Source organism: Rossellomorea sp. NS-SX7 (genome assembly GCF_052828565.1).
On record NZ_CM128249.1, the window covers coordinates 1,593,139 to 1,612,729 of the forward strand.

Genomic DNA, 19,591 nt, shown 5'->3' on the forward strand with positions numbered 1-19,591 from the left:
GATACAACGTTGAAATTTATTCATACTGCTGATTGGCATTTAGGGAAATTGGTACATGGAATATATATGACGGATGAGCAGAGATACATATTAGAGCAATTCATTGAGTTGGTACAGGAAGAAAAGCCTGATGCAGTTGTGATAGCAGGTGATCTATACGACCGTTCTGTACCTCCGACTGAAGCGGTGGAGTTACTGGATGAGGTGCTTTACAGAATCAATGTCGAATTAAACACGCCTATTGTTGCTGTTTCGGGGAATCACGACAGTGCTGAACGTTTATCGTTTGGCTCATCATGGTACAAGCATAGCCACTTTTACTTAAAGGGGAAATTGACAGCGGATTTTACACCCATCAAAGTGAGCGGGGTGAATTTTCACTGCGTGCCATATGCAGAACCGGGAACGGTACGTCAACTGCTAAATGATGATTCGATTCATTCCCATCACGATGCCATGAAAGCGATCGTAAGCAGGATCCAGGAGGAAATGAATCCTGAGGAACCCCATGTTTTCGTAGGGCATGCTTTTGTCCTCGGCGGAAAAACGACGGATTCAGAAAGGACCTTGTCAGTTGGAGGCTCAGGGTGTGTGGGCAGTGATTTATTCGAACCATTTCATTACACAGCCTTGGGGCATCTGCACAGTCCTGATGCAATCAGACATGATACGATCCGATATTCAGGGTCGCTTCTAAAATACTCGTTCTCAGAAGCAAGTCAACGGAAATCAGTGACAGTTGTGGAGATGAGGGAAGACGGTTCGTTTGAACTCGGTGAACGCATCCTGCGTCCAAAGCAGGATATGAGAGAGCTCAAAGGACATTTGGAAGAGCTGCTTGACCCTGCATTCTATCAATCTCAGAAAGTGGACGATTACTTAAAGGTCACCCTGCATGATGAAGGAACCCTTATCGACCCTATAAATAAGCTTCGCCAGGTATATCCGAATGTACTGCATCTTGAACGGAAATTGGAATTGACGGATGCAAAAAAGAAAAACAGTTTCAAAGTACTTGAGGATAAAAAGAAGTCCGAACTCCAATTGTTTAAAGAATTTTATTCAGACATGACGACAGGGGAATTTTCTCCATCCAAAGAAGATGTGTTAGAGAAGGTCATCGAAAAAGCAAGGCAGGAGGTGTATGAAGGATGAAACCTCAAAAATTGACATTACAGGCATTCGGCCCCTATGCAGAGAGGGAGGAAATTGATTTCCGTCAACTGGACAACCGTACGATGTTTGTGATTTCAGGTAAAACGGGATCGGGAAAGACTACTATTTTTGACGGTATATCATATGCGATTTATGGCAAGGCAAGCGGGGAGGACCGCACTCCGACTGAGATGAGGAGTCAATTTGCCAAAGATGAAGATGTGACAGAAGTGGAGCTTTTATTCAGTTTAAGGGGGAAAACGTACAGGATCTGGAGGTCTCCCCAGCAGGATAAAAAGAAAGCCAGGGGAGAAGGTTTTACGACGATCAATGCTAGAGCGGAATTATACACGTATGATAATGATGGCAATGAGCAGCTGCTTGCCGCCAATGTCAGGGATGTTGAAGAGAAGATAAAATCGCTCATTCAATTGGACGCTAATCAGTTCCGTCAGATCCTCATGATACCCCAAGGGGAGTTTCGTAAACTATTAACCTCCGACAGTAAAGATAAAGAAGTCATCCTTCAGAGGTTGTTCCATACGCAGCTCTATAGAATGATTCAGGAAGGCTTGAAGGCAGAAGCCGATGATTTAAGAAAAACGGTGGAGGCATCTGTTGAAACACGCACAAGGGAAATCCTAAAGATCTATGCTGATGACAATGAAGAATTACATGAATTATTACAGGAAGAACCCATAAATGACAGCAAGATACTTAGAATCCTGCCGGATCATATTGAACAAATGGAGCAGCGGCTGGCTGAAGTGCAAAAGACTTATCAAGCTGTCCAAAGCAAAAGAGATAACATCAATAAGCAGCTGGCGGAAGCGAATACCCTCTTACAGCAGTTTGAAATGGAAGAAAAATTGGCAGTTGAATTGACCGGTCTGGAGCAGGAAAAAACGGAGATGGAAAACGTTAATCAAGAAATCATCCTTGCTCATAAGGCATCCAGGTTATTGAAGCAGGATGAATACTGCCACAAACTGAGTCAAATTCTTAAAGGGCTGCAGCATGAACTGGAACAACTGATAAAAGAAAAAGAAACAGTCTCCAGCAAACTCCAGCATGCAAAGAAACAATTTAAAGAAGAAGCCGGCAAGGAATCAGTCAGAGATGATCTGGTTAAAAAGATCAATCACCTTGAAAGCATCCAGAAAGATATGTATTCACTGGATGCCTTACAATCTGAATTGAATGAGCTGCAGGAGAAGAGCTCAAAGCATCAGCAATTAATCAATAAACAATCGGACCAGATCGCATTATTGAAAAACGGTATCAAGGAAAGAGAAGGCCGGCTTGAGAAGCTTGAAGACAGTCAAAATGTATTGTTTGAATATGAAAAGTCACTTCAGGAAAAAGAGTCTTTATTAGAATCTCTTAAGGAAATTCAAGCGTTATCTTCCCGTCTTGATCAATTTAAGAAAACTTATAAACGATTGAATGAACAATACGAGAGCATTGGTAACCGGGTGAAAGATGCATCCGATTCAGTCGCTTATCTGGAGAGTGAATGGCGCTCGGCACAATCTGCCATCCTGGCCAGTGATCTCAAAGAAGAGTCACCCTGCCCAGTATGCGGTTCGCTTCATCACCCGAGTCCGGCCAAGGACGGACACCAATTACCTTCAGAAGAGGACATGAATAGCGCTAAGGAAACACTTCAGTCTCTTCAGTCAGAAGAAAAACAAATAAGTCTTGCGCTGGCCCAGGAAGAAACCAAAATCCAGGGAACCGAAGAGCAAATTCATTTACTCATCAAAAGGGCAGCGAAAAAATCTGAAAACCTTACGATACAGAATTATATGGAAGTCACAGAAGAGGTCCGGTTAAGTGTGAAGTACCTTAATGGAGAAATACTTGAAAAGAAAAAAGAAGTGGAACATCTAAAAGAGATGAGGGAACAAGTCAAGAAGGGAAAAGAGAAACTTACGGAACTTGAAGAAACCAGTAAGGAACATGAGGAAAAGCAGAGAGAGCTCCAAATGGCTTTCTTAACTAAGAAAACGGCTTTAGAGAAGGTCAGAGAGTCAATCCCTTCAGAACTGAATTCAAGAAAAGACTATGATGTTGCATTAAAAAAGACGAAAGATACGCTGGAGAAGATGAGGGCTGATTTTGAGAAAGCTCAATCACATTTTTTTGCATGTGACAATGAATACAGTGTAAAAGAGTCACAAATAAATGATAAGAAGGCTCAAGTCGAGAAGGCAGATGCTGATATGAAAGAGGAGAGGGAAGCTTTTCTTTCTCTATTGTCAAAGGAAGGTTTTCCACATTATCGTGCATTTCACGAAGCGAAAAGGTATGACGAAGAAATAAGTGCACTTGAAGAGAAAATAAAGAAATATGGTGAAGATTTACGATCCGTCACAGATCGCCTGTCCGATGTCAGGAAGCAGCTTGAAAATAAGGAAAAACCGGAGATTCAAGTGATTGAAGAATCATTGGCAGCCGTTTCTGAAGAAATGAAAAAATTGAACGAGGAACTAAATAATATGATTTCACACACGCAGGAAAATAAAAAAATACATGTGCGGGTTGTTGAAATCAATGCAAGCATCAAAGAGCTTGAGGAGGCTTACCAAACGGTTGGACACCTTGCAGACATTGCACGCGGACAAAATGCGAACCGTCTGACATTTGAGCGGTATGTGTTGGCATCTTTTCTTGAAGATATACTAAATGTAGCCAATGACCGTTTGATTAAAATGACAGCCGGCAGGTATAACTTGATCCGGAAGACCGACCGGAGTAAAGGGAATATACAAAGCGGGCTGGAGCTGCTCGTGTTTGATCAATATACCGGACAGGAGAGGCATGTCAAGACCTTATCAGGAGGGGAAAGCTTTAAGGCATCATTGGCATTGGCGCTCGGGCTTGCGGATGTAGTCCAGCAATATGCCGGGGGCGTTTCCCTTGAAACGATGTTCATCGATGAAGGCTTCGGTACCCTCGATCCTGAATCTCTTGATCATGCCATCGAAGCATTAATGGACATCCAAAGCAGCGGCCGCCTGGTCGGTTTGATTTCCCACGTCCCTGAATTAAAAGAAAGAATCGATGCGCGCCTGGAGGTCATATCCTCACAGAATGGAAGCAGAACAGAATTTCAATTTATGGTTTAAGGCATGGTAGAAGTTAAATACAGTCATTCATTGGAAAAAAGTCAGGTCCCACCTGGCTTTTTTTGTTTATCAGCAGGTTTGTTTTGGAGAACAGAGGAAATAAATAGAGATACATCATAATTGAGGAGAAATGAAATGAAGAATTTACAGCCAGTCCTGATCCCGCGGCAACTGACCTTATTACTGATCCTTTCCACAGGACTCTTGAACCACGTTATGATCATCCCTAGTATCTTAAATGCTTCCGGCAGGGACGGTTGGGTAAGTGCGGTCATTTCTTATCCAGTCTTAATAATAGCTACATTTTTAATTTATTACATACTGAAAAAATCACCGCCTGAAGGCTTCTTTCACCTATTGAGAACAAAATGGAACAAAGCATTCGTCTGGTTATTTGGGCTGCCGATCTGTTTATTTTTGTTAGCAAGCGCATATATCACTTTCGTTGATTTAATAATATGGTTAAAGGCATATTTTTTAGCCGATGTTCCCAAATTACTGATTGTCATCATTATGATATTCACTTGTTTCCTGATTACATGGTCTGGGGTGAAATATATGGCCATCGCAAGCGGTTTTTTATTGCCACTGGTCATGATTTTTGGCTTTTTCATTGCTTTCACCAATACAAACATGAAAGATCCCAGCCTGCTTTTGCCTATTCTAAGCGATGGCTTTTATCCCGTTTTTAAAGGCGTAATCTATGTTCTGAGTGGATTGTTGGAGATATACATAATCATTTTGCTTCAGCCTTTCAGTCAAGGGAAAATAAAATTGCATCATTTGATATTTTTAGGTCTAATATTACTTGGGTTGATCATGGGACCTTTAACCGCCTCTATCATGGAGTTCGGACATGAAGAAGCTTCGAAAATGAGGTATCCAGCCTATGAACAGTGGAGGATATTAGGTATTGGGGAGTTCATCACCCATCTTGACTTTTTCGCACTTTATCAATGGTTATGCGGGGCTGTCATCAGAATCGGTTTGTTTCTATTTTTATTGGCGTTCTTGATTACAAATTCCAAAAATAATTACAGAATGAAGCTGAGAGTGATAGTGCCTCTTTACGTTGTATTCTTGTTCTTACTGCTTATCGATGTTGATACATTCTTTTTTTATCGTTTTTTATATGAGATTTTCTTCCCTGTCACCGTTGTATTTTTTCTGTTCCAGATCATAGTCAGTGCTTTGATCGTGAAAATCTTCTCCGTCACTGGCTCACAATAATGCAAGTGAAGGATTAGAAGGCTCATATCCAGGGAGCAACAATACGCCGTACAATAAAATGCTGCAGACACAAAAAAGGTGTTGTCTAATATGAAATATGATAATAAGCGTACAGGTAAAAAGGAAACAGCAATAGAAAAGATGGAAGATTTACAATCCTTATTCTGTAAAAGTAAGGATTTGATTTATAAAGAACATGAGTTTGAACAGGGAAAAGTAACAATGGTGTTTTTTGAGAGCCTCATTGACACCCAGTACCTTGATAAATTCATCCTGCCCAGGCTGGATCTATTTACAGAGAAGTCAGTTCTTCAAAAGTTGCAAGAATACTTTCAAATAGATAATCTTACGGATCGGAATCAAGAACAATTGTCAACATCCTTATTCTCAGGCTATGTGCTCTTTTTTGTTGAGGGTGTAATCTTTGGTGTACAGGCCGGGAACCTTCCTAAGAGGAGCCCGGAAGAATCTGCACTGGAAACATCAATCAGAGGACCGAAAGACGGGTTTGTCGAGGATTTGAACACGAATATCTCTTTAGTGAGGAGAAGACTCTTTTCACCATCATTATGTGTAGAGAAATATACTGTGGGCAGCAGAAGCAATACAAAAGTTGCGGTCTTATATTTGGATGATGTACTTGATGAGAGGGTGCTGATCGAACTTCATAAAAGGATAGAAAAAATTGAAATTGATGTATTAATCTCCAATGAAGAATTGGAGTCCCTGATATCCGATTCCCCTTATTCGGTTTTTCCAAGTTTTGATTACACCGGAAGACCTGATTTTATCGTGGAAAGCCTTAATCAGGGCAGATTCGCCATTATGGTGGATGGATGTCCAACTGTATCATTTGCACCCGTCAATTTGTTATTGCAGACAAAATCACCTGAAGATGCAAGCATCAATTATTTCTACGTCTCCATTGAACGAATGATAAGGCTGAGCGGTTTGATCATATCCGGTTTTCTACCTGGAATTTGGGTCGCTCTTTCTGCTTATAACATTGAACAGATTCCTTACTTGCTTGTCGCTACGATATCGATGTCGAGATTCGGCTTGCCGCTTTCTGCCCCTGTTGAAATGTTCATTGTCTTGTTTTTATTTGAATTTTTTAATGAAGCAGGCATACGCCTTCCGCGGGCCATCGGCCAGACGGTTTCGGTACTTGGCGGGCTCATTGTCGGAGACGCCGCCATCCGGGCGGGATTGACCTCGCCTACCATGCTCGTTGTAGGTGCCATAACGTATATATCATCTTTTACACTCGTCAATCAATCTTTAAAGAACGGGATTACAATCTTAAGGTTCATCGTCTTACTTTTAAGTACATTTTTAGGATTATTTGGTGTGGTGTTATCATTTGTGGTCACCGTTCTTTATTTAGCAACAAAATCTTCATTCGGTGTCCCATACTTGGGTTCTATCGCTCCATTAAGTATAAAGGAATCACTTCGTTCATTTACCAAGTTACCTCTTAAATTTTATAAGGAGCGTACGAAATCCACCAGCCCGGCAGACTCTACAAGGAAGGGAAATGAATAATCGTGACCTCTAGATCAATCAAAATCAGCATCATTTTTTCATTGCTCTTCTTGTCAGGGTGTTCAGGAATCAAAAATATCCAGGACTTGACGTATATCGTGACGATTGGTATGGACTATGATCCCGATGATGATGAGTACACAGTTTATCTGCAAGGCTTGAACTTTATTAATGTGGCTAAACAAGAAACCAGACCCACGGAAACAGTACCGACATTGGTCGGTACCGCAACTGGTAAAACGATGAATCTGGCAGTGAGTAAGCTGTACAGGCTTTCCAGGCCGCCTTTATTCTTTGGTCATACGAAAGCGCTCGTGTTATCAAAAAATGTGATGGAATATAAATTCAAGGAAGTACTGGAGGATGTAGGGAGAAATCGTTCGTTGAGACCCAATCTTTTACTTTTCACCACCGATCAAAATATAAACGAACTCCTGCAAACCAAAGGCTTATTTGGCTATCCCCCTGTCTATACGGTTTTGTTGACTGAAGAGCATATAGAACCCAGTCTGGATGATATAGGTCCAGTCAGCTTGATGTCATTCTTAAGAAAGTATTATGAGCCGATGGGATCTGCGACCATCCCTATTCTGACAGTCAATCGTGATGCATGGGTAACCGATGCGCCAAACCCCTCACTCCTGCTGAATGGTTTCAGCTTGTTTCAAAGTTCCTCTTACAAAGGAACTCTTCCTTCCAAAGAGTCTATTTGGGTTGAGTGGTTACTTCATAAAAAGAGTCAAATCGAATATGGTCTTTATATGGAAGATGAATTAACCGCTACGTTTAAATTATCCTCAGAAAAATTGAAAGTGAAATACAATAAGAAAGCCGCTGAACCCGTATTCACACTTGATGTGAATGTGGAAGCGGAGATGCTGGAAAAGTTGAAGGAAGCCCCTTATAAAAAGGTAAAAAGCGCATTGGAGGATTCAATCAAAAAGGAAATCCAATCTGTTTATAATATCGGAATAGAAAAGAAGGTGGACTTACTGAATCTTGGTGAAAAGTACTACAGATTCAGGGCTGGTCAATATAAGGAACTCGAAGACGGGAAATCATTCTATCTTAGTAAAGATTCTTTAGAAAAGATCAACGTGAACGTAAGTATTTCCCATTATAACGCCTACCGGTATGATAACGTAGAGAATTAATCTATTCATGTTATGAGTTTACGACGTTCATAATCAAATAATTTACCTGACTTTTCTATTTAGACTTTATATTTCCAATTCGATTTAATATGATTAAGACAAAGAAAAAGTAAAGCGGGTGATAATAATGAAAATAAGTATTTATATTTTATTATTATTAATTTCAGCTGCAGTTGCAATCGGATGGAGCTGGAAGAGGCTGTTGGATTTTAATAGTTACAAAAAGCCCTTCTTGGAAGGGGTTGCGCTTCAATTCTTCTTCTTGCTTTTAGCGTCCATATGGTGGCTATTGACCGAGGATTTTTCCAAGGGTATCATGGGTGTATTTTATTATCTGGTTGCATTCCTGGTCATCATGGTGATCCATGGCTATATTCTTCACTATCTATTCTCTAAAAAGAAATTGAAAGAAGAAGCAGAATGAAGCATATAGGTATTGATGCAGGAGGAACTCTTACTAAAGTGGTGTATGAAGAGAACGGGAGATACCATTATAAAACCTACCCCAGTGAAGATCTCGTTTCCGTGATAAAGTGGCTGGAACTCACTTCGCCTCATGCATCATTGTACGTCACTGGGGGAAAGTCAGGGAAAATGAAATCATTGCGGCCTGATTGTACTGTATACCCTGAGTTTAAAGCGGTTGAAGAAGGAACGCGGTGGCTGTTAAAAGACCAAAACTATAAGGAAGACCGATTTGTTCTTGTGAATATAGGAACAGGCACTTCTTTTTTTATGGTAGATCAAACGTCTTTCGACCGTGTACTAGGAAGCGGCATAGGCGGCGGGATGTTTATGGGGCTTGGTGCCAAATTGACAGGTGTGAAGGATTTTACTGAAATGGTGAGATTATCAGCACACGGCCGGCGTGAAAAGGTCGACTTGATGGTGAAAGAGATTTATGAAGGTCAGGAAACACCTGTTCCTGAATACTTGACCGCGGCCAATTTTGCCAAACAACCAGAAGGTGAGGTCAGCAAAGAGGATGTACTGCGATCAGTAACCAATATGATCGCTGAGACAATCATTTTACTGGCGCATCGACTTATCTTGACACATAACACTAAATCAATCGTCTTCATCGGCAGTACACTAAATGGAAATACATCTTTAAAAGAAGATTTATCACAATTCAAAGAACTGCTGGATTATCACGCTATCTTTATTGAAAATGGATCTTTCTCAGGCAGCCTTGGGGCCTTGAGCCTTGGATTGAAGGAACAGGCTGATTTCACAGAATAGACATGGAAATGCAAGAGAAGCTCATTGTCTTTTCCTTTTCTTTCTACTAACATAGAATGAGAAAAGTAGTGAAAGCGGAGGAGATTGAAGTGTCAAAATCGAAAACACTCGCAATAGTGATGACTCTGATCGTTATTCTCCTTGCAGGTTGCAGCAATAGTGACTTCCAAGCAGAAACGAATTATGAAATTGCAGACTTCACGTATACCAACCAATATAATGAGAAAGTGAGTCTGAAGGATTTAGAAGGAAAAGTATGGATTGCTGATTTTATTTTCACCAACTGTGAAACGGTCTGTCCCCCGATGACATTCAACCTGACCAAGCTTCAAAAGGAGCTTAAGAAAGAAGGAGTGGAGGATTACAAGATTGTATCCTTCAGTGTAGATCCTGAAAACGATAAGCCCCAGGTCTTAAAAGACTATATTTCGAAATATGAAGCAGCAGATACCAGCAAGTGGGAATTATTGACCGGTTATCAATTTGATGAAATCAAGGAATTTGCGGAACATTCGTTCAAAACGATCGTTGCGAAAGACCCCAATTCCGATCAAGTTATCCATCAAACGAGCTTTTTCCTGGTCAATCAAGAAGGTGTGGTAGTTAAGAATTACAGCGGAAACAGCGATGTTCCATATGCTGAAATGACGGCAGACATAAAGACCCTCATCGAAGAAGGTTCGAATTAACATCCGACACCACTAAATAGCCGAGAAGAAACAAGCTTCAGGAAACTTGTTTCTTTCGGCTATTTTTTTATTCATTTCTGGGGATATGGTAAAGTTAGTATAATAATGAAATCAAATAAGTGGGTGAAGAAAATTAGAAAATCTAAAGGAATCTTCGTTTTTGATTGTGTCATAACAGTCGTCATCCTGATTTGGACGATTAAGTCTTTCTTAGAAGGAGAAAACGTGAAAGGCATGCTGTTCATCGCATGTTTTGCATTGATGACGGGCGTATTATTTACTCATTATAAACAGAGGAAATCGTAGCGGAAGCAGGTGAGAAGGTGCACAAACGGTTTTATACGGTAGGAATGGCAGGACATATTGATCATGGAAAGACTACCCTTACTAAAGCGCTCACCAATGTCGACACTGATCGGCTCAAAGAGGAAAAGGAAAGGCAGATCTCAATAGAACTTGGATTTGCCCCTCTCTTCCAAGAAGAGGACTTGCAGATATCGATCATCGATGTACCCGGACATGAGCGGTTCATCAGAAAAATGATTGCCGGGGTAGGGGGGATAGACCTTGTTGTGCTGGTTGTAGCGGCAGACGAAGGTATAATGCCGCAGACCCGTGAGCACGTGGACATCCTTTCGCTCCTTGGTATCTCAAATGGGATTGTGGCACTCACAAAACTTTCAAATGTGGATGCAGAATTGAGGGAGCTTGCGAAAGAGGAAGTGGAGGATGAACTTAGAGGTACTCCTTTTGAAAACGCACCATTCATGTTGGTCGACAGTGTGTCAGGGGAAGGAGTCCAAGAATTAAGGGATTTGATCATACGATCTATGGAAGATATTCCTGTCAGGAGTAGAGAAGGGGATTTCCGTTTACCGATCGATCAGGTATTTACCATGAAAGGGCAAGGAACGATCGTGAGGGGGACCATATACGAGGGAACGATATTGACAGGAGAAGACCTTACGATACTCCCACAAAGGGTTCAAGCGAAAGCAAGACAAATACAAGTGCATGGAATGAATACCGGGCAAGCATCTGCAGGACAACGTGCAGCCATTAATCTGGCAGGGGTTCATTATCATCAAATAGAACGCGGGAACGTATTGGTTTCCTCCTCCCACTTTTCAGTGACGGACACGATTGATGTTTCACTAGACATCCTGAACGGCATCGAGCTTGGTCTTAAACAGCGAATGGAAGTCAAAGTACATACAGGCACTTCGGAGGTGATGGGTACCCTTATATTCTTCGACCGCAACAGGGTAGATGAGGAAGAAGACTCTATCCTCTGTCAGATCCGGTTACATGATAGAATCGTGGTTAAACGCGGTGATCGTTTTGTTATAAGGAGACCGACACCGGTAGAAACATTAGGCGGCGGCTGGATCATTAATCCAAATGGAGGAAAATACAAATTTGGAAGCGGAACGATCTCGATGTTACATTCGTTAAAGGAAGGGACACCGGAAGAAAGGATCTTGAAGCTGATACAAAAGGAGAAGAGCCTGCCTATTGAAACCATCCTTAATGAAGCATCAATCAATCGGAACGAACTTAACGATATTCTGAAGAAGGACGGGTGGATTGAGCTGCGTGGTTCCAGAGTAACCCACACAAGCATTGTTGAGAGCTGTGAAAAAATGCTGACGAATGTTCTTAGTTCATATCATGAAAGACATCCCCTCGAAAAAGGAATCAACAAAGGGGAACTTCAGTCATTGCTTAAACCATTCACCGATCTTGTGATCCAATTTAGTATTGAAGAGTTACTTCAACAGAAAGCAATATCAAAGGAAAACGGAGTCGTTCGTATGGAGTGGTTCGCTCCGAGCCTTCCGCAGCAATGGGAAAAGAGGTGTTTGCAGATACTTCATTCCATGGAGCGGGATGCGCTGAATGTAAAAGCAATGGAAGAGTATTTTAAGGAAGCTGGTATACCTGAATCACTCAGGCAAGACTTTTATCTTTTCTTTGTACAAGAGAAGTGGATCGTCCCATTGGATGAAAAGCATGCTTATTCTCATAAAACATTCGTGCAGGCAGTGGAAGTGTTGAAGGAACATACGGACCTCAGTTTTAACATAGCACAGGCGAAAGAGGCACTGGGTATATCACGAAAATACATGATTCCATTTTTAGAAAGACTGGATAAAGAAGGACATACAGTCAGAATGAAAGAAGAAAGGAAATGGATTTCTTGTGAAGAATAACAGGAATATGTTTTTCTTTCTTAGAAATGTGGTATAAATGTACTCATACAATTGTATATCTTAGTAATTGGCTGTTTTCTAATAGAATTGTTACTTTGCGTATGTTGTTTGTATATTAAAAACGAAGTGCGTGCACGTGATCTTTTCGTAATAGATAAACGTGCCGTGGATCGTATAAATAAAAATACCCAAGTTCCGGTATTTTCTTGTTTTGTTTAATAACAATTGTAAATAGTCGAGGTAAGAAAGTAGGAGACGTACGATGCAGGAATTATGGAGCGCATTTGGCTGGGTGATCCCCATCCTCGCACTGATAACCATTACTTCTATCCTAGCCGTCTCCGTGTGGAAAAAGAAAAAAGGTAAGGGAAGGTGGATGAACCTCCTTCCCATTTTATTGCTTTCGATTTCCATTGGCGGTATATGCATGATCACCCTCACACCATTTATAGGTGACGGAGGAATGAACGGCGGGGTTAAAGGACATACCAACATGGAGCCTTTCTCCAATCTGAAACTGAACCTTCTATATATGAATCACTTAGAGGTACCGATCCGAAACCTGTTGGCAAACGTCGTTCTCTTTGTGCCATTCGCTTTCTTCTCAAGCTGGTGGATGCGTCATCAAAGGGCGATTCTCCTGAAGGTGACGTTTCTCGGGGCACTCTTTTCATTCTTTATCGAATTGACTCAGTATTTTCTTCCTTTGGGAAGGTCAACTGATATTGATGATTGGATGATGAATACGTTGGGCTCGCTTCTTGGCGGTATTTTATTCATCATCGGAAGTTTCATGTACAGAGTGTTGAAGGTAAATGGCAAAATAAAATGATGATAGAAGACAGAGGGAGTGTATACCTTTCGGAAGGTATACACTCTCTTTTTTTGTGATGAAATTAGAAAATTATGTTAATATTTAAAGGATATCATCTAAAAGGAGAACACAAATGGAAATAGCAATAGAGAAGGCATCCCTTGATGATGCTCCATTATTAACTGAAATAATGAAAACCACATTCGATGAGGAGGCAGTTAGATGGCTGGATAATGGAAAGTACACAGTGGATTACAACGTACAACCGCCTGGGTACGCCTCGGTCGAAAAGAACAAATATATGATTCGTGAATTGGAAGTCTACAAGATTTTCGTTGAGAAACAGATAGCTGGAGGAATTATTGTCACCATTTCAGGTACTTCATATGGAAGGATCGATCGCATTTTTATACACCCTGACTTTCAAGGGAAAGGCATTGGAACCAGTGTGATCGAACTGATCGAGACAGAATTTCCCCAAGTGAAAATATGGAATCTTGAGACATCTGCGAGGCAGAAGAATAATCACTTCTTCTACGAAAAAGTCGGGTATCGGACAGTTTATGAATCTGAAGAGGAGTATTGTTACGAGAAAAAGATTGAAAAGAACGTGGAAAAAAAGAACCTCGTAAAGGAAAAAGACATATCAGGAAGGCTTTACGAACATTGTGATTTGAGTCATTCTGAATTCTATGGGGTCAGGTCGGAAGAAAGTTCGTTCAGTAACAGCAATCTGATGGGGAGTCACGTGAGTAACTGTAATGTGAGTCGAGCAAAATTTCAAAATATCAATTTTACACACTCTCTATTTGCTGATTTAAATCTTTCAAATAGCCAATTTGCCCATGTGACACTAAGTGACGTTCACTTTCGGAACACTGATCTGGGAGAAGAAAAAGATTCCTTGAGCTTTGAAGGATGTGATCTTCAAGGAACCAGGTTCTCTAACTGTAATTTGAAGGGTGTTACAATTGAGGACTGTGACCTTTCAGAGGTAATGATTAATCATATTCCTGTAAAAGAACTACTGGATGCATATAAGCGTCTGCACAATACGTAAGAGGTTTAACGATCAATCACAAGTAGAAGGAGACGGATATATGAACGAAGAAACATTATCTATCTTTGATAAAGATTATAATAGATTAGGAGAGTGTCCCCGATCCCAAGTCCATGAAAAAGGGTACTGGCATGAAACGTTCCACTGCTGGCTGGCACATCATGATGAAAACAGTGAGGAAGTCTATATTTATTTTCAACTGAGGAGTGATCGTAAGAAAGATTACCCCGGACTATTGGATATCACAGCTGCCGGCCATGTTCTGTCACATGAATCGATCAAAGATGGTGTAAGGGAGATTCAGGAAGAATTGGGACTGGACATTGGATTCGATGATCTCTCTTTTGCTGGCATCATTAAAGAAGTGCTGAATGGCGGAGGTTTTGTAGATCGTGAGCTGGCAAATGTTTATTTATATACAAAGCCAGTCACTTTTGAAAGCTTTACTCTTCAAACGGATGAATTATCAGGGATGTTTCGTACGACTCTGCAAAACTTTGAAAAGCTATTTTTCCATGAAAAAGCTGAAGTCAGTTCTGAAGGATTTATGATGAATGAAGAGTGGGAAAAGGAATACATGACAAGAAACATTTCAATAAATGATTTTGTAGACCATCCGATTTCATATTTCCATGAAATCATTAAAAAAGTAAGAAGAGAACTTTTGGAAAAATAATTCAAGTTTCCCATGTTCATTTCACCATAAATCCTCTATCATGATAAATTCAGTATTATATGTAGAATTAGGAGGAGAGTTGTGAACGGAACAGCACACATGGCAGCGGGAGCAGCTGCAGGGTTTATCACCGCCAACTCAATGGGCTCGAATCTAAGTACGACTGCCATACTAGTCACAGTCGGTGGAATTTCCGGGTTGATGCCGGATATGGATATAGATGGTAAGCTCAGCAATAAGGTGACCTTTTCACCGAAGATGATTCGCGCGGTGGCTCAGGTAATTGGTATCATGGTGATGGTATACAGTTTCCTTGAAGAGCAAGGAAGAGAACAATGGATAGGCATAGGATACGGCATCGGTATTTTATTGCTTTCAACGGTGATTACACAGAGGAGGATGCTGACCTTTACAGGATTAGGTGTGACTGCAGCAGGCTGGCACCTTAATGAAACCTGGTTATGGCTGCTTGGAATTTACATAATCATTGCTTCCCTTGTTTCGCATAGGAGTTATACCCATTCCCTGCTTGGATTGATCTTTTTTGGAATCATAGCAAGATACTTTGAAGCTTCGCTGATGATCGAAGGCATTTTTGAAGCATGTATGCTCGGATATGTCAGTCACCTAGTTGGAGATATGAAATTACTTCCTTTCAATAAAAGAGGAATAAAATTATTTCTCCCCTTTACATCAAAGGAAATGTAAAAAGCATATTGACCAAATTTTCCTGTTATTATAAAATATTGGAAGTACAAAATAACGTATGCAATGATGAAGAAAAGTAAACTGTTGAAACACTTCAGAGAGCTGATGGCCGGTGAGAATCAGTGCGGGAAAACAGTCGAATGGGCTTCTGAGCATCCAGACTGAAAATGAAAGTAGGTTATGGCGGAAAGTCCCACCGATAGAAGGGACAATGTATCGAGTGTATATCCTCTGTACAGATAAGTGCGTTCACGGTCGTGAACGAATGAAGGTGGCACCACGGGTTTCCCGTCCTTTTATAGGATGGGAAGCCCTTTTTGCGTTTAAAAGGATAGGGAGGAATGAGGAGAGATGAAAAAGCAAGTGTTGACAGGGATCAAACCCACAGGCAGGGTGCATCTTGGTAATTATATCGGGGCAATAAAACCAGCGCTGGAACTTGCTCAAAACGAAATGTATCAGCCTGCTTATTTCGTAGCGGATTATCACGGACTTACAAAGATACATGACAAAGAGGAAATGAGCCAGCTCAGCAGGGGGATTGCGGCAACATGGTTGGCGTTGGGGCTTGATCCGGAGAAAGCAATCTTTTACAGGCAATCGGATGTTCCGGAAATTTTTGAACTAAGCTGGATTCTAGCCTGTTTTACACCAAAAGGACTGATGAATCGCGCACATGCATATAAGTCCATTGTCGAGGAAAATGCTCACACAGGGAGAGAATCAGATACTGGTGTGAATATGGGGGTATTTACGTATCCGATATTAATGTCTGCGGATATCCTGCTTTTCCAAACTGACCTTGTTCCAGTCGGGAAGGATCAAATACAGCATGTTGAAATCGCAAGGGATATCGCTGAGAATTTCAATCATACCTATGGTGATACATTCACTCTGCCCCAACATGTGATCGAGAAAGAAACCGCTGTTCTCCCGGGTCTGGACGGTCGAAAAATGAGTAAAAGCTATAACAATACCATTCCATTATTCGAGGAACCGAAAAAACTGCAAAAACTGATCAATAAGATCAAGACGGATTCCACGCCGCCTGAGGCACCGAAAAATCCGGATGATTCCATCATTTTCACATTATATAAAGAGTTTGCTGCAGAAGATCAAATAAATGAAATGAGGTCGCGTTTCACATCTGGAATCTCATGGGGCCAAGCGAAGAAAGAACTGTTTGACGTGATGAATGCACGCTTGGAAGAGCCGCGGCAAAAGTATAATGAATTAATGGAAACACCTGAAAAACTTAATGAAATTCTACAAGCAGGTGCGGAAAAAGCAAGACAGAAAGCCAGGCCGTTTTTGGAAGAAGTAAAAATAAAAATCGGCTTGCAATAACCTTCAGATGAATTGATGTATTTTTTAAAGTATTCATAATTTTCATTGACATTTAATAAAGTATGTTGTAAGTTATGAAGAAGTTATTTTAGCAAAGTGAATGTTGATTTCCATAAAACCAAATAGATTCTTATCCAGAGAGGTAGAGGGACTGGCCCTGTGACACCTCAGCAACCAGCTATGGCATGGTGCTAATTCCAGCAAGTTGAATTCAACTTGGACGATAAGAGGGAGAATGAACGACTGAAACCTTCTTATATTGATAAGAAGGTTTTTTGTTTTTATATCCCTTTTCGTTAAATAAGAAAAGGAGTGAAAAATATGAAAAAACACATCGATACCATTCTCGTTCAATCAGGAAATCGTACGGACGCAGGGACAGGAGCTGTAAGTCCCTCCATTCACTTGTCAACGGCATATGAGCACAAGGGGATCGGTCAATCATCAGGATTTGATTATTCCCGGACTGGAAATCCCACCAGGTCCATTCTGGAAGATACACTCGCCCTTTTGGAGGAAGGCAATAGAGCTTTTGCCTTCAGCTCGGGAATGGCAGCCATTCAGGCTGTGCTGAGCCTATTCTCATCTGGAGATGAATTAATTGTCTCCCAGGACTTATATGGGGGAAGCTATCGTTTATTCCTACAGTATCAAAGTCAATATGGTATCAGGTTTCATTTCGTGGATACTCATGAAGAAAGCCGTGTTGTCGAGAAGATAAACGAAAAGACCAGAGCGATATTCATCGAGACTCCAACCAATCCATTAATGAATGAAACCAATATTTCCACCGTTTCCTCCATCGCAAAAGAAAACGGGTTATTGCTGATTGTGGATAACACATTTTACACGCCAATCCTGCAAAAGCCAATTACAGAAGGTGCCGATATCGTCGTTCACAGTGCTACAAAATATTTAGGCGGTCACAATGACGTGCTTGCGGGTGCGGTCATCGTCAGAAATGAAGAATTGGGAGAGAAGCTATTTACCATTCAGAATTCAATCGGTGCCGTACTTTCACCATTTGACTGTTGGCTGTTACTCCGCGGCATGAAAACCCTTAGCTTGCGAATGGCCAGGCATGAAAAAAATGCGATTGAAATTGCAGAGTATTTGACTCATCACGATTGCGTGACTGATGTCCTATATACCGGCAGAGGCGGAATGCTGTCTTTTCGGATCTCAAAGGAAGAATGGGTAGGGCCTTTCCTTGAGAAATTAGAGGTGATTACGTTCGCTGAAAGTCTTGGCGGGGTTGAAAGCTTCATTACGTATCCTGCAACCCAGACCCATGCTGATATTCCTGAAGGTGAAAGGGTTACACTCGGTATATGTAACCGACTCTTGAGGTTTTCAGTCGGGATTGAGAATGTGGAGGATATCATTTCAGATTTGGAGAACGTGTTCAATCAATTAAGAGGAGAGGTGCTTATACATGAGTGAAAAAACGTACTCAGTGCAAACTTCCCTGCTTCATTCTCACGGATACGATGCCCATACTGGAGCGGTTTCTACACCACTGTACCACGCAACCACTTTTCATCAGAATGATTTTGACCGATTTGGGACGTATGATTACAGCCGGTCTGGAAATCCGACCAGGGAAGCGTTGGAAGATACAATTGCAGAACTCGAAGGTGGTATTAAAGGGTTTGCTTTTTCATCTGGCATGGCAGCCATTTCAACCAGTTTCCTCATGCTTTCCCAGGGGGACCATGTCCTCATTTCGGAGGAAGTATATGGGGGCACCTATCGATTGATCACAGAGGTATTGAATCGATTTGGTATACAGTATTCTTTTGTTGACATGCGGGATCTTCATGAGGTGGCCCGCTCGATCAGACACAATACAAAAGTGGTTTATATCGAAACTCCTTCGAATCCCTTACTTAACATCACCGATATTGAAGGGGTCGTAAAATTGGCAAAAGCCAATGACTGTCTGACCTTTCTGGATAATACGTTCATGACCCCTCTGCTGCAAACGCCTTTATCACTTGGTGTGGATGTGGTTTTGCACAGTGCAACTAAATTTTTGGCAGGTCACAGTGATGTACTTGCCGGACTCGCTGTGACCGGAAACGAAAAAATAGCCCAGAGACTTTCTTTCCTACAAAATTCATTTGGTGCTGTTTTGGGACCGCAAGACAGCTGGCTCTTATTGAGAGGTCTTAAAACATTACATGTCCGCCTGAAGCAGTCATCCGAAAGCGCCTATAAGATTGCCCGTTTTTTAGAATCGAAAGAGGAAGTGGAGGAAGTGTATTACCCGGGACTGAGCTATCATAAAGGCCAAGAAATCCATGTCCGGCAGTCAAAAGGACCTGGAGCTGTTCTATCTTTTCGCTTAAAAGGTGAAGAAGAAGTCAGGAAATTGACTAAACAATTAGATATTCCGGTATTTGCAGTAAGCTTGGGTGCAGTTGAATCCATCCTTTCATACCCGGCAAAAATGTCGCATGCATCCATGCCGGAAAAGGAAAGAGAAAGACGGGGAATCACAAATGGTCTGCTGAGGTTATCAGTCGGATTGGAGAACGCAGATGAACTGATACAGGACCTTGACCAGGCTTTTCATTCTCTTAAAGAAGCACCTATTAAAAAAGTCATCAATTTTTAATAAAGAA

General features: G+C 41.3%; 17 protein-coding genes, 1 riboswitch and 1 other annotated feature. All 17 genes read left to right on the plus strand.

Annotation, left to right across the window (positions count from 1 at the left end):
• The first annotated feature begins 9 nt into the window (after positions 1 to 9).
• The 17 genes from ACUXV2_RS07755 (at position 10) to metC (ending at position 19,584) form a co-directional block, all read left to right on the plus strand.
• Entirely contained in the window at positions 10 to 1,155 is a 1,146-nt protein-coding gene (locus tag ACUXV2_RS07755) for an exonuclease SbcCD subunit D (protein ID WP_446246437.1), read from the plus strand.
• Positions 1,152 to 4,286, plus strand: a complete 3,135-nt coding sequence (locus ACUXV2_RS07760) for an AAA family ATPase (protein ID WP_446246438.1) — start codon at positions 1,152 to 1,154, stop codon at positions 4,284 to 4,286. Before ACUXV2_RS07755 ends, ACUXV2_RS07760 begins: the two co-directional genes overlap by 4 nt.
• 135 nt (positions 4,287 to 4,421) lie before the next feature.
• Positions 4,422 to 5,516, plus strand: a complete 1,095-nt coding sequence (locus tag ACUXV2_RS07765) for an endospore germination permease (protein ID WP_446246439.1) — start codon at positions 4,422 to 4,424, stop codon at positions 5,514 to 5,516.
• A 90-nt stretch (positions 5,517 to 5,606) separates the two neighbouring features.
• Positions 5,607 to 7,061, plus strand: coding sequence for a spore germination protein (locus tag ACUXV2_RS07770; protein WP_446246440.1), 1,455 nt, complete (start codon positions 5,607 to 5,609; stop codon positions 7,059 to 7,061).
• A 2-nt stretch (positions 7,062 to 7,063) separates the two neighbouring features.
• Positions 7,064 to 8,215 carry a Ger(x)C family spore germination protein gene (locus ACUXV2_RS07775; protein WP_446246441.1) on the plus strand — a complete coding sequence of 384 codons (1,152 nt, stop codon included), beginning with the start codon at positions 7,064 to 7,066 and terminating at the stop codon, positions 8,213 to 8,215.
• A gap of 127 nt (positions 8,216 to 8,342) precedes the next feature.
• Positions 8,343 to 8,639 (plus strand): hypothetical protein, encoded by a 297-nt coding sequence (locus ACUXV2_RS07780; protein ID WP_446246442.1) that lies wholly within the window; start codon positions 8,343 to 8,345, stop codon positions 8,637 to 8,639.
• Positions 8,636 to 9,457 (plus strand): type II pantothenate kinase, encoded by an 822-nt coding sequence (gene coaW, locus ACUXV2_RS07785; protein WP_446246443.1) that lies wholly within the window; start codon positions 8,636 to 8,638, stop codon positions 9,455 to 9,457. Before ACUXV2_RS07780 ends, coaW begins: the two co-directional genes overlap by 4 nt.
• Before the next feature lie 89 nt (positions 9,458 to 9,546).
• A complete protein-coding gene (locus ACUXV2_RS07790) occupies positions 9,547 to 10,146 on the plus strand; it encodes an SCO family protein (RefSeq protein ID WP_446246444.1) in 600 nt (199 codons plus the stop codon).
• 105 nt (positions 10,147 to 10,251) lie between these two features.
• Positions 10,252 to 10,452 (plus strand): hypothetical protein, encoded by a 201-nt coding sequence (locus ACUXV2_RS07795; protein ID WP_446246445.1) that lies wholly within the window; start codon positions 10,252 to 10,254, stop codon positions 10,450 to 10,452.
• Between the two features lie 17 nt (positions 10,453 to 10,469).
• Complete coding sequence (selB, locus tag ACUXV2_RS07800) at positions 10,470 to 12,359, plus strand: selenocysteine-specific translation elongation factor (protein WP_446246446.1); 1,890 nt, start codon at positions 10,470 to 10,472, stop codon at positions 12,357 to 12,359.
• A gap of 262 nt (positions 12,360 to 12,621) precedes the next feature.
• Positions 12,622 to 13,191 carry a VanZ family protein gene (locus ACUXV2_RS07805; protein ID WP_446246447.1) on the plus strand — a complete coding sequence of 190 codons (570 nt, stop codon included), beginning with the start codon at positions 12,622 to 12,624 and terminating at the stop codon, positions 13,189 to 13,191.
• Positions 13,192 to 13,306: 115 nt separating this feature from the next.
• Positions 13,307 to 14,233 (plus strand): GNAT family N-acetyltransferase, encoded by a 927-nt coding sequence (locus ACUXV2_RS07810; protein ID WP_446246448.1) that lies wholly within the window; start codon positions 13,307 to 13,309, stop codon positions 14,231 to 14,233.
• A gap of 40 nt (positions 14,234 to 14,273) precedes the next feature.
• Entirely contained in the window at positions 14,274 to 14,909 is a 636-nt protein-coding gene (locus tag ACUXV2_RS07815) for an NUDIX hydrolase (RefSeq protein WP_446246449.1), read from the plus strand.
• Between the two features lie 81 nt (positions 14,910 to 14,990).
• Positions 14,991 to 15,617: a metal-dependent hydrolase gene (locus ACUXV2_RS07820; RefSeq protein ID WP_446246450.1), complete on the plus strand. Its 627-nt coding sequence runs from the start codon at positions 14,991 to 14,993 to the stop codon at positions 15,615 to 15,617.
• Positions 15,618 to 15,671: 54 nt separating this feature from the next.
• Positions 15,672 to 15,916: a binding site (T-box leader), on the plus strand.
• Between the two features lie 52 nt (positions 15,917 to 15,968).
• Positions 15,969 to 16,964: a tryptophan--tRNA ligase gene (locus tag ACUXV2_RS07825; protein ID WP_446246451.1), complete on the plus strand. Its 996-nt coding sequence runs from the start codon at positions 15,969 to 15,971 to the stop codon at positions 16,962 to 16,964.
• A 127-nt stretch (positions 16,965 to 17,091) separates the two neighbouring features.
• Positions 17,092 to 17,194: riboswitch (SAM riboswitch) on the plus strand.
• Between the two features lie 91 nt (positions 17,195 to 17,285).
• Positions 17,286 to 18,407 (plus strand): methionine biosynthesis PLP-dependent protein, encoded by a 1,122-nt coding sequence (locus ACUXV2_RS07830; protein ID WP_446246452.1) that lies wholly within the window; start codon positions 17,286 to 17,288, stop codon positions 18,405 to 18,407.
• Positions 18,400 to 19,584, plus strand: a complete 1,185-nt coding sequence (metC, locus tag ACUXV2_RS07835) for a cystathionine beta-lyase (protein ID WP_446246453.1) — start codon at positions 18,400 to 18,402, stop codon at positions 19,582 to 19,584. The genes ACUXV2_RS07830 and metC overlap by 8 nt, the downstream gene beginning before the upstream one ends.
• Positions 19,585 to 19,591: the final 7 nt, after the last annotated feature.

Bases quoted from the DNA above. Each gene is read 5' to 3' on its own strand.
- ACUXV2_RS07770 (WP_446246440.1), top strand. From the start codon at position 5,607: ATGAAATATGATAATAAGCGTACAGGTAAAAAGGAAACAGCAATAGAA.
- ACUXV2_RS07830 (WP_446246452.1), top strand. From the start codon at position 17,286: ATGAAAAAACACATCGATACCATTCTCGTTCAATCAGGAAATCGTACG.
- ACUXV2_RS07765 (WP_446246439.1), top strand. From the start codon at position 4,422: ATGAAGAATTTACAGCCAGTCCTGATCCCGCGGCAACTGACCTTATTA.
- ACUXV2_RS07805 (WP_446246447.1), top strand. From the start codon at position 12,622: ATGCAGGAATTATGGAGCGCATTTGGCTGGGTGATCCCCATCCTCGCA.
- coaW (WP_446246443.1), top strand. From the start codon at position 8,636: ATGAAGCATATAGGTATTGATGCAGGAGGAACTCTTACTAAAGTGGTG.
- ACUXV2_RS07795 (WP_446246445.1), top strand. From the start codon at position 10,252: ATGAAATCAAATAAGTGGGTGAAGAAAATTAGAAAATCTAAAGGAATC.
- ACUXV2_RS07780 (WP_446246442.1), top strand. From the start codon at position 8,343: ATGAAAATAAGTATTTATATTTTATTATTATTAATTTCAGCTGCAGTT.
- metC (WP_446246453.1), top strand. From the start codon at position 18,400: ATGAGTGAAAAAACGTACTCAGTGCAAACTTCCCTGCTTCATTCTCAC.
- ACUXV2_RS07815 (WP_446246449.1), top strand. From the start codon at position 14,274: ATGAACGAAGAAACATTATCTATCTTTGATAAAGATTATAATAGATTA.
- ACUXV2_RS07825 (WP_446246451.1), top strand. From the start codon at position 15,969: ATGAAAAAGCAAGTGTTGACAGGGATCAAACCCACAGGCAGGGTGCAT.
- ACUXV2_RS07810 (WP_446246448.1), top strand. From the start codon at position 13,307: ATGGAAATAGCAATAGAGAAGGCATCCCTTGATGATGCTCCATTATTA.
- ACUXV2_RS07760 (WP_446246438.1), top strand. From the start codon at position 1,152: ATGAAACCTCAAAAATTGACATTACAGGCATTCGGCCCCTATGCAGAG.